The following is a 9,633-nucleotide window of genomic DNA, read 5'->3' as shown; positions in this document are numbered from 1 at the left end:
AAAACTCCGTATGAAGTGTTTTTCAGTGAAATGAGTAAAAGATTAGCTAGCTAATTTAGGTGGAAATTGCACTTGTTGTTGGAATTGGCGAAATAAAAATACGCATAATTATCTCCCTGAGATTTTGTCAAATCATTATAGCGATATTTCAGGGAAAATGATAGAATAGAAAAGAAAGTTATTAGTAAGTTATTCCTGTAACACTTCTAACTTTTTCTATCATAGGCATTGCCACTTCTTTAGCTTTAGAAGCACCCATATTAAGTATTTCTCTTACTTCATCTTGGTTCTTCTCATAGTACTCACGTTTGTCTCTAAATTCTCTAAAGTACTCCCAAATAACTTCACCAAGATACATTTTAAAATGGCCGTGACCTTCTCCACCTTTTTTATATCTCTCTTGAAGGTCTATAAGTTCGTTGCCTTGTAAAAACAGTTTAGCCATATTGTAAACATTACAATCTTTAAACTCTTTTGGGTCCTCCATTGGAACGTTCTGGGTAACTATTTTTTTAATTACTTTCATCTGATTTTTTTCTTCGCCAAAAATATTTACAGTATTTCCGTAACTTTTAGACATTTTTTGTCCATCTATTCCTGGAACAGTTTGAACTTCTTCTTGAACACAAAATTCTGGCATAACTAAAATATCGCCATACTGATTATTGAATTTTGTTGCTATATCTCTAGCAATTTCAACATGTTGTATCTGATCTTTTCCCACTGGAATAACTTCTGAGCCAAACAGAAGTATATCTGCTGCCATAAGAACAGGATATGAAAATAGTGAGTGATTTGCAGAGATGCCTTTCGCTGTTTTATCTTTAAAACTATGAGCACGTTCAAGTAAACCCATAGGAGTAAATGATGATAGTACCCAGTAGAGTTCTAATACTTCTTTTACATCTGATTGAATCCAAAATGTAGACTTGTTTGGATCAATTCCTAAAGCTAAAAAATCTGTTGCACACTGCATAGTTAATTTAGATAACTCTTTACCACCACTACTCATAGCATGGTAGTTTGCAATAAAAGCAAAAGTGTCACTGTTTTTTTGAGCGTCAACCATCTGCTTTATAGAGCCAAAATAGTTTCCAATATGTAAATCACCAGAGGGTTGTATACCTGTAAATACTCTCATTAAATAAAATCCTAAATATTTTTTATTCGTATTATACCAATCTCAGCTTTATTCTGTTATTATAAAACTATATATAGAGTAGCACCAAGTTACTCAATAAAAGGATTTATTATGAACGTACAAGTACGCGCAAAAGACATAACACTTAACGACAATACTAGAACTCACATTGAGTCTGCAATAGATGGATTTTCAAAATATACATTAGATATTACAACTGTAAATGTTAGCCTTAAAGCTGAAAAAAAAGGTGTATCAATTGAATTCGATATTCATATTGCTCACGCTGAACCTGTAATTATTAATCAAACTGATGATAACTTAGAAGCTGCAATTGATTTAGCAATTGACAGAGCTTCTAAAGCTCTTCGTCGTCTACACACAAAAGTAGTTGACCATAAAAACACTTCTGTTAAAGATTTAGAAACTCTTGACGCTTAGTCAAATTAATCAAATAATCATACACCCTTTTCGGGTGTATAAAACTATCCAATAAACCCCTCAATAGGAAATATTTTTGAAATACTTAGTTCTACTATTTTTATTTTTAAACTTAAGCGCAGATGACAATTATTCGCTTAGAATTGCACATGGTCAAGTCACAAGTAGTGATTTTGGGGAGGTTCTCTTTTTAGATGTAGCTTCTTATCCTCAAGATTTAAAAGTTACATCATTAGACGCCGGTTATCTTCTAAAAAAAGATGCTTTTGATCTTCCATTAGATTTCTATGCAAAAGGAGGCTTCTCATATTTTGATGAAGCTAATCTGCAAGATGACATATATGAAGGTACTCTATATATAAAAGTTTATTGGAACATTGATTTCTTTAAAAATAGGGTTAGACTTGGTTTTGGTGAAGGTGCTTCATATACAAGTGACATCTTATACTATGAAAAACAAGAAGCTATTGATAATAGTGATAATAATTCAAAATATTTAAATTATATAGATTTTAGTTTAGATTTTGATATTGGAAGACTAGTTGGATTTGAACCACTTAAAGATACTTACCTTGGGGTAGCTGTAAAGCATCGTTCTGGTATTTTTGGTTTGATTAATAATGTAGAGAAAGGTGGATCTAACTACTATACATTCTCTTTAGAAAAAAACTTTTAATAGGCTTTTAGATGAATATTATGGATTATTATTTATGGATTGTTGTATTTCATATCATGTCAGTCTTGTCATGGATGTCAATGCTTTTTTATCAACCAAGATTGTATGTTTATCACACAGAACATAAGAATAAACCTGATTTTGTAGAAGTTGTAAAAATCCAAGAATACAAAATGTACAAGTATATAGGACTTCCTGCTATGTGGGCAACAGTCCTAAGTGGAATTTGGATGTTATTTCTTAGACCGGAACTATTAGATGGTGATATATGGATGTATGCTAAAATCTTAGTAGTTATTGTACTAATGGCATATTCATTTTCTTTAGAACATTTTAGAGTTCAATTGGAAAATGACAATTGTATTAAAAGTGGAAACTTTTTTCGAGCTTATAATGAAGTGCCAACGGTATTGTCTTTATTGATTGTAGGGTACGTAATTACTAAAACATTTTCTTTTGCTTTTACGTTTATTACTCTAGCAATTGGTGCTTTTGTTATTTATAGAGTGATAAAACAAATACCAAAAGATGCTTAACTTGAATTAGAGGAAAAGGGATCGCACCACACTTATGCTTTAGCAACGGTGGTGTCAGCATTTAGTGCCAGATATTCCTTTTACTTTTCCCCTCTCTTTTTAGCCTTAAATAGTAAAGGTGTCCCGGTAAAGTTAAACGCTTCTCTCATCTTATTTGTTAAGTAACGTCTATATGTAAAGTGAAGACCACTTGGCTTATTCATAACAATGGCTATTTTAGGTGGTCTTGTTTCATACTGAGTTGCATAGTAGATTCTAATAACTTGTCCACTAACACTTGGAAGAGTGTGACGACGAAGGGCAAGTTCAATTACTTCATTTATTTTTGAAGTTGGAATTCTTTGAGAATAGTTTTCGTTTATTTGTAAAATCATATCGTGAAGTTTATCAACTCTTAGGTTTGATTTTGCAGATAGAGTTATAATTGGTGCATATGCTAAAAATTTAAATCTATCACGAACTTCTCTTAAAATTTTATCATGATCTTCTCTATTAGATATATCCCACTTATTTAAAACAATAATAGAAGCTAATCTATTGCTATCGACAAGACCAGCAATCTTCTCATCTAAATCTAAGAATGGCTCACTTGCATCTAAAACGATTAAAGCCATATTAGAGTTGTCAAGCATCTCAGTTGTTCTCATTAGAGCATACTTTTCAATTCCTAAAATCTTACCACGACGACGAAGACCTGCTGTATCAACGAATGTAATTTGCTTATCTTTGTACTGAACTGTTTCATCAATAGGATCGATTGTAGTTCCAGCAACTGAACTTACAACAGAACGTTCTTCACCTAAAAGAGCATTTAGTAGTGAACTTTTTCCTACATTTGTACGACCAATAATCGCAATTTTAATGTGGTTAATATCTTCTTCATTAAACTCTTTAATACGATCATTATTTCCATAAATCGTATCATCTACAACAACACCGTCGAGTTCATCTTCATCCCAATAAGTGAATCCATCATCTTCTTCATTATGCTTATGTCCATGCTCAGCAAAAAAGTCTTCATCGTCAATCACTTCTGGTTCTATTACTTGAATATCTTCTTCAATCTCTTCTTTTACAATATCACTATCTGGAATTTTTGAACCTATCCAGTCAAGAAGTTCAACCGTATTTCTATTGTGAGCTACTGAAATTCCAAAGATGGCATCTGTACCAAATTCATAGAAGTCCCAAAGTTTATCTTTCATTTTGTCGTTGTCTATCTTATTTACAATTAGAGCCATATCTTTGCCCATTGCCTGAAGTTCGTAAAAAAGTTTTTTATCTTCATCTTCTGGAAGACCTTTTCCATCAACCATATATAATATAATATCTGCCTTGTATGCAGCTTTTAAAGACATCTCTTTTATCTTGTCAAAAAGCTCGCAGCCTTTATCTAATCCACCAGTGTCTAAGAGTTGTACTTCTTTATTAAGAATGATTGCAGTTCTACGTTTTACATCTCTGGTTGTTCCAGCTAAGTCAGATGTAATTGCATCTCGTTTTTTAATTAAACGATTAAAAAGAGAGCTTTTTCCAACATTAGGACGACCGATAATTGTGATTTTTTTCATGGTGAGAGCCTTGTTATATATATAGAGGTAGAAATATTTATGGAATTATATCTAATTTAAAGGGGATAAGAGGTAGCATTGAATAATTCTCTCTTTTGAAGAGAATTATTTTAGTCTATTACCATCCATATAAAAAGTTCGCCAGAAATATTATCCTGATAAACTTCTTCAATATGAGCAGTGATAGTAGCACTTGTTTGGTAATTCGCATCTACATCTATCTTTGTAGTTCCATTACCATTTTTATAACTTTCTTTTTTTGTAAGATTCATCTCAACCTTAACTCCTTGCTGAAGAGAGAGCTCATCTAGAGCACGAGTAATAGCAAGTTTTCTTTGAGTTGATCTTTTTTGGTCGTAAGTTCTCATAGAACTTCCAACAGCCCCTAGTTTACTATTTTGGTTTGGATTTAAAAGCCAAGACGGAATACTATTTGTTTTTGGCACAGGTTGCGAGTTACAACCTGTAAATAATAATAGTGTTAGTAACACACAGCCAAATAATTTATTCATTACTCAGTTGGAAATTCTTTGTCTAAACCTTCTAAAGCATTTTTAGATTGAAATTGTTGCCATAAAGCATTGTCATTTTTAAAACTAGTTTTAACTGCATTTTTTACTTCACCATTTACAGTAGCTTCTGGAACAGTAACTAACATGTAAAGAGAGCCAGATGGAGAAGTCCAAGCGTCAACACCTTTTGAGCCTTGAAGATCAACTTTTGCAATTTGCTTTGAAACAGCAGTATTTACTTGATCTACAGTTTCACCTTCAGCAACACCAGTTGTTCTAGTGAAAGTTTCTACCTTGTCTTTTACTTGAGACTTGATTTGTTGAGCTAAGTCTGAACGACCGTTAGCTAAAGCAACTCTTCTCATATGACCCATACCAGCAGCACTCTTTTGAGAAATACCAACACCTGCATAAGCACCTTCAACCATAGGAATACAAGTCCATTTAGGAGCTAAAACATTCTCTTGTTTACAACGATTATCAAAAGCTTCTTGTTTTGGTGCTGGTGCAGAACCACCACATCCTGTAATTGTTGCAGCTACTAAACCTGCTAGTGCTATTGATGATAAAGTTTTGATCATTTTGATCTCCTTTTTGTATGTTTGATTAACGATTATACTACGAGCTATCTTAAACAATATTTATTAACAAATAGTTATATTTTTAAGATATTTACTTTATTTTTTATCTTTATTATTTATTTTTATTCTTTTCTCTTTAGCAATAGGGAATTCTTCTTCTAATTCTTCCATGTAACTATCAGATCTAAGATTACTTAAAAGAGTGTCATTGTTTGTCATAAACTGTTCCCAGAGCGCATCACTCTTTTTTAAACTGTTAATTACTGCTACTTTAGCGATGTCATTGACATCATTTTGAGGAAGTGTAACAAGCATATATAAGTTAGTTGATGGAGCAGACCATGCCATAATACCAGTAGAACGGCTTAGATCAATTTTTGATATTGCCTTGGAAACATCCATATTAATGCTCTGCGCAGTATAATCATCACCTATTTTTGTTTTAAGAATAAAATTTTCAACTTTACTTTTAACCTTAGCTTTAATATCTTGAGCTAAATTATATCGCCCTTCTGTTAAAGCAACTTTTCTAGTATATTCCATGCCTGATGAACTCTCTTCTACTATACCTACTGCGCTATAAAAACCATCGACTATAGGTTTACAAGTCCACTCAGGAGCTTCAATATTCTCTTGTTGACAGCCTTCAACCTTTTGATTTAGTACTTCGCCATTATTCCCTCTTGTACTTAGTAGAAAACATCCTGTAATTGAGGAAGAGATAATTAGTGCTAAAGTAATAGATAATAGGTTTTTGATCATGGATTTTTCCTTTTAAAAATAATTAATGATTATACAACTATTCATCTTAAATAATATTTATCACTAAATAATATCAGTTGCTTTTTACGCCTATGAAGTTTAATATACCAAGTTGTCTAACTTTTGATTTCATATGTTGGAATGTTTGCATCTTTGCATCTTTATGACTTTTTCTAGATTTTCCAATAAAAGTGTGTTGTCTGTAAAGTACCTTTTTACCATTAACATCAAAGGTAGTAAAGACTATGCGAGTTTTACTTTTGTTAAATGAGTAATCAAAAGTATTTTCTGTTTTTGAGCTCATTAATAGTTTTAATGTATGGGAATCTTTACTTGTTTTTGAAATATGAAGACCATCTTTTTTTAGTGCACTTATGATAACTTTGCTGTACAGCCTTGAGTTATAATCACTTAATATATAAAAATTAATATCTGATTTTAGACTGTGGTATTCGTATTGAAGATTTTGTAATAATTTAAAATTATTCTTTGTTTTATCACTAGGTGAACAAATCTCAGATAAAGCTATTCTAGAAGCTAAATATTCATATTGAGACATTAGCGGTTCTAGATGCAAGTATCTTTGTATATCAGTCGTGTTTTTATTTTTATTGTAAGAATCTTCCAATTTACTTATTTTATCTTTTATATCATCTTCTAGATTTAAGTAAAGATCTTTTTTTGATATTGCTATAAGTATGAGATGCTTATTTTTAAAAAATTTGCTATTAATTGTTTTTACATTCCCCATTGCAATAGTTTTACTAAGGTGATCAATTGCATTATTAATCTTTTCTTGCATATCTATTGTTGGTTTTAAAATATGTTTAGGAGTTTTAAAAGAGGTTTTTATCTCTTGAGCAATAGAATTTCTTAAATTATTTATTGCAATCTTTTTTAATATTTTAAGGTTATTTGAAGAAGCTGTTACATAAAAGTTCTTATCATCTTTTGGAGGATTCGCATACCAAAGAGGGGCTACTGTAGGTCTTGGCATATGTTTTGGTTGTGAAGAACAGCCTATAAATATAGTGATTATAATAAAAAGTAATATTTTTTTGTACATTTTAGTTTTCCAATTTTTTATAATTTAATCTTAAGAATTTTAAACTAAGTATAATTTATATTAATATGTATGACCTTTATGCTCTTTTTCAAAGTCTGTTTCATAAATATAAACTGATATTTCTTTTAAAGATTCCATGTTAAAGTGTAAAAAAGGCATAAGCTCATATTTTTTTACGGCATGAAGCATAATAGAAGTCTCTTCTTTTGGCTTTTTAACCCATTCTGACATATATTCAACAAAGTCATTTTTTTTAGGGAATGCTCTAAGATAGCTTTGTCTTATTTGCACCATTGATGGAGCAGAAATATTCTTGGTCTCAGAGTGGCAAGTTACGCAGTTGCCATGAAATAATAGTGACCCATAATCACTTGCATAAAGATTTAGTACAGATACTAGTACGATAAAAACTTTTCTTATTTTTTCATCTTCTTTATCATTTCATATGCTTGATTTATCTCTTGAGTTTTAGCTGTAGCTTCTTGCATATATGCTTCACTCTTACCTTGAGATTTTATGATATCTGGATGGTACTCACGAATTAACTTTCTGTAAGCCTTTTTGATTGTGCTTATATCATCATTTTCGTTTACCCCCAGTAGTTTATAAGCATCTGAGATATTAGCTTTTGGTTGGATGTTATTCATCATTTTTTCAAACTGATCAAAAATGGCATGGTAATCATTTGGATTAAACTCAAATGAAGAGGCAATAGTTTGAAGAACTAGGTCTTCACTGTTAGATACTTCACCGTCAATGAATGCGAGTTGGATTAAAAAGCCCATAAACTGCTGTTGTTTTGCTTTGTCTCTTTTAATTGCAGTTCCAAGAGCATGTGCGATATCTTGGATATTGTCAGTTGTATCTTTTTCTTCATCAAATATTTGTTTTAAGATATCTTTAGTTTTCTCAGGCTCTGGAAATACATTGGAAATATCATCAAACATGATTCCAATAAGTTCAGCCTCAAGTGCATCTACTCTACCATCAGCTTTTGCTACCTTTGCAACTAGTGCAACAAAAAGACCCAAGTCACTTTTTTGCAGAGACTCTTTTGAAACTGAAAAGTTTTTAAATGCAGCTTGAGAATACGCTGTATACTTCGAATAACTTTTAAATATCCAATAAAAAAATCCGCCCACAATGAGCAGTAGTAATAAATTTCCCATAACAATCCTTAATTAATCGTATAATTATACGAAATACAAGTTAATAGCTTGCTATAATTGCATTTATGAAAAGAATTAAAAATTTAAACAATGGTGTTAAGTATATGCTCGCTGCATCATTTATGTTTGCAATAATGGGTGCATTTGCTAAACTTGCATCTGAGCATATGTCTTCACTTGAGGTTGTTTTTTTTAGAAATGTTTTTGGTGTGATACTTATAGGTTATGCGGTATATAAAAACCCTATGACCAATAAAGGTGGGAAACCTTTTTTACTACTTTTTCGTGGTCTTATGGGTTTTACTGCACTTCTAGCTTATTTTTATAATATTGCAAATATTCCTTTAGGAGATGCAGTTACATTTAGTAAAACAGCTCCTATATTTACGGCAATTTTTGCATGGTTGTTTTTAAAAGAGAAACTCTCTGCATCTGCTTGGCTGGCGGTGTTTATTGGTTTTGGTGGTATTATTCTTATAACTCAACCGAGTGCTATTGGATTTACAAAGTACGATGTGCTTGGGATATTTAGTGGTATTGGAGCAGCCCTTGCCTACACTTCAGTTAGAGAACTTAGAAGTTTTTACGATACAAGGGCAATAGTTCTGTCTTTTACCTTAGTTGGAACTATAGGACCAATTATACTTTTTATACTCTCAGAATACATACAGATTCCAGAGTTAGACTTTATGTTAGGTAAGTTTGTAATGCCAAGTGGAATAGTATGGCTATATGTAATTGGACTTGGTATTTTAGGAACACTTTCTCAATACTATATGACAAAAGCATATGGAGAGACAAAGGCTGGAATAGTTGGGGCTGTGAGTTATACAAATATAGTCTTTGCTATTTTAGTAGGTCTTCTTTTGGGAGATGCTTTACCAAGTTTGATTACATGTATAGGAATAGTACTTATTGTAATTGCTGGAATAATGGTGGCGAGAGCTAAATAAAAAAAGATAAAAATTATTCTTCGTTGTGGGAGTTCATTTGAGAGTTTTATACTTAAGGGGATGGCAGACATCTATTAGATGCCACCTCTATAGTGTTTAGGGATGTCTAGTTTTAGTTGGAGTTTGTGACTTAATTAAAAAAACGGGGGTTTAAAAACTCGCTTTTTTTGATAATTGACCAAATAATAATCTACTAAATTTAACTTCAAGCTTTTACTCAAACCT

Annotated in this window: 12 protein-coding genes; 4 read left to right on the top strand and 8 right to left on the bottom strand. The window is 31.6% G+C overall.

The annotated features are described in order from the left end of the window. Positions 1–181 precede the first annotated feature (181 nt). Positions 182–1,141, bottom strand: coding sequence for a tryptophan--tRNA ligase (gene trpS / locus QZZ48_RS12155; protein WP_294966238.1), 960 nt, complete (start codon positions 1,139–1,141; stop codon positions 182–184). Between the two features lie 111 nt (positions 1,142–1,252). Between trpS and raiA the strand changes: the two genes are divergently transcribed. The 3 genes from raiA (at position 1,253) to QZZ48_RS12140 (ending at position 2,794) form a co-directional block, all read left to right on the top strand. Beyond that, a complete protein-coding gene (gene raiA / locus QZZ48_RS12150; RefSeq protein ID WP_294966235.1) occupies positions 1,253–1,582 on the top strand; it encodes a ribosome-associated translation inhibitor RaiA in 330 nt (109 codons plus the stop codon). A gap of 76 nt (positions 1,583–1,658) precedes the next feature. Then, a complete protein-coding gene (locus tag QZZ48_RS12145; protein ID WP_294966233.1) occupies positions 1,659–2,258 on the top strand; it encodes a hypothetical protein in 600 nt (199 codons plus the stop codon). An 11-nt stretch (positions 2,259–2,269) separates the two neighbouring features. Beyond that, positions 2,270–2,794, top strand: a complete 525-nt coding sequence (locus QZZ48_RS12140) for a CopD family protein (RefSeq protein WP_294966230.1) — start codon at positions 2,270–2,272, stop codon at positions 2,792–2,794. Between the two features lie 80 nt (positions 2,795–2,874). Here QZZ48_RS12140 and der read toward each other — a convergent pair whose 3' ends face one another. The 7 genes from der to QZZ48_RS12105 all read right to left on the bottom strand — a co-directional run bounded on the left by der (position 2,875) and on the right by QZZ48_RS12105 (position 8,455). After that, positions 2,875–4,365, bottom strand: coding sequence for a ribosome biogenesis GTPase Der (gene der, locus QZZ48_RS12135; RefSeq protein WP_294966228.1), 1,491 nt, complete (start codon positions 4,363–4,365; stop codon positions 2,875–2,877). A 110-nt stretch (positions 4,366–4,475) separates the two neighbouring features. Then, the gene (locus QZZ48_RS12130) at positions 4,476–4,877 is read right to left on the bottom strand and encodes a hypothetical protein (RefSeq protein WP_294966227.1); all 402 of its coding nucleotides are present in this window, start codon (positions 4,875–4,877) and stop codon (positions 4,476–4,478) included. After that, positions 4,877–5,458: an LPP20 family lipoprotein gene (locus tag QZZ48_RS12125; RefSeq protein ID WP_294966225.1), complete on the bottom strand. Its 582-nt coding sequence runs from the start codon at positions 5,456–5,458 to the stop codon at positions 4,877–4,879. Before QZZ48_RS12125 ends, QZZ48_RS12130 begins: the two co-directional genes overlap by 1 nt. 96 nt (positions 5,459–5,554) lie before the next feature. Then, complete coding sequence (locus QZZ48_RS12120) at positions 5,555–6,220, bottom strand: LPP20 family lipoprotein (RefSeq protein WP_294966223.1); 666 nt, start codon at positions 6,218–6,220, stop codon at positions 5,555–5,557. A 73-nt stretch (positions 6,221–6,293) separates the two neighbouring features. Continuing rightward, a complete protein-coding gene (locus tag QZZ48_RS12115) occupies positions 6,294–7,286 on the bottom strand; it encodes a hypothetical protein (RefSeq protein WP_294966220.1) in 993 nt (330 codons plus the stop codon). Positions 7,287–7,346: 60 nt separating this feature from the next. Then, positions 7,347–7,580, bottom strand: a complete 234-nt coding sequence (locus QZZ48_RS12110; protein WP_294966217.1) for a cytochrome C — start codon at positions 7,578–7,580, stop codon at positions 7,347–7,349. Positions 7,581–7,702: 122 nt separating this feature from the next. Beyond that, positions 7,703–8,455: a DnaJ domain-containing protein gene (locus QZZ48_RS12105; protein WP_294966214.1), complete on the bottom strand. Its 753-nt coding sequence runs from the start codon at positions 8,453–8,455 to the stop codon at positions 7,703–7,705. A 65-nt stretch (positions 8,456–8,520) separates the two neighbouring features. On the opposite strand from QZZ48_RS12105, the gene QZZ48_RS12100 reads away from it, so the two are divergent. Further along, entirely contained in the window at positions 8,521–9,408 is an 888-nt protein-coding gene (locus tag QZZ48_RS12100) for a DMT family transporter (protein ID WP_294966211.1), read from the top strand. Positions 9,409–9,633 lie beyond the last annotated feature (225 nt).

Source organism: Sulfurimonas sp. (genome assembly GCF_016744025.1).
In the GTDB taxonomy this organism is placed as follows: domain Bacteria; phylum Campylobacterota; class Campylobacteria; order Campylobacterales; family Sulfurimonadaceae; genus Sulfurimonas.
Note: the sequence above shows the minus strand (reverse complement) of the source record. Positions and strands in the feature narration are given on the sequence as shown.

Excerpts from the sequence above, each read along its gene's own strand:
- trpS (WP_294966238.1), bottom strand. The coding sequence starts at position 1,141 with ATGAGAGTATTTACAGGTATACAACCCTCTGGTGATTTACATATTGGA.
- raiA (WP_294966235.1), top strand. The coding sequence starts at position 1,253 with ATGAACGTACAAGTACGCGCAAAAGACATAACACTTAACGACAATACT.
- QZZ48_RS12140 (WP_294966230.1), top strand. The coding sequence starts at position 2,270 with ATGAATATTATGGATTATTATTTATGGATTGTTGTATTTCATATCATG.
- der (WP_294966228.1), bottom strand. The coding sequence starts at position 4,365 with ATGAAAAAAATCACAATTATCGGTCGTCCTAATGTTGGAAAAAGCTCT.
- QZZ48_RS12130 (WP_294966227.1), bottom strand. The coding sequence starts at position 4,877 with ATGAATAAATTATTTGGCTGTGTGTTACTAACACTATTATTATTTACA.
- QZZ48_RS12125 (WP_294966225.1), bottom strand. The coding sequence starts at position 5,458 with ATGATCAAAACTTTATCATCAATAGCACTAGCAGGTTTAGTAGCTGCA.
- QZZ48_RS12120 (WP_294966223.1), bottom strand. The coding sequence starts at position 6,220 with ATGATCAAAAACCTATTATCTATTACTTTAGCACTAATTATCTCTTCC.
- QZZ48_RS12115 (WP_294966220.1), bottom strand. The coding sequence starts at position 7,286 with ATGTACAAAAAAATATTACTTTTTATTATAATCACTATATTTATAGGC.
- QZZ48_RS12110 (WP_294966217.1), bottom strand. The coding sequence starts at position 7,580 with ATGGTGCAAATAAGACAAAGCTATCTTAGAGCATTCCCTAAAAAAAAT.
- QZZ48_RS12105 (WP_294966214.1), bottom strand. The coding sequence starts at position 8,455 with ATGGGAAATTTATTACTACTGCTCATTGTGGGCGGATTTTTTTATTGG.
- QZZ48_RS12100 (WP_294966211.1), top strand. The coding sequence starts at position 8,521 with ATGAAAAGAATTAAAAATTTAAACAATGGTGTTAAGTATATGCTCGCT.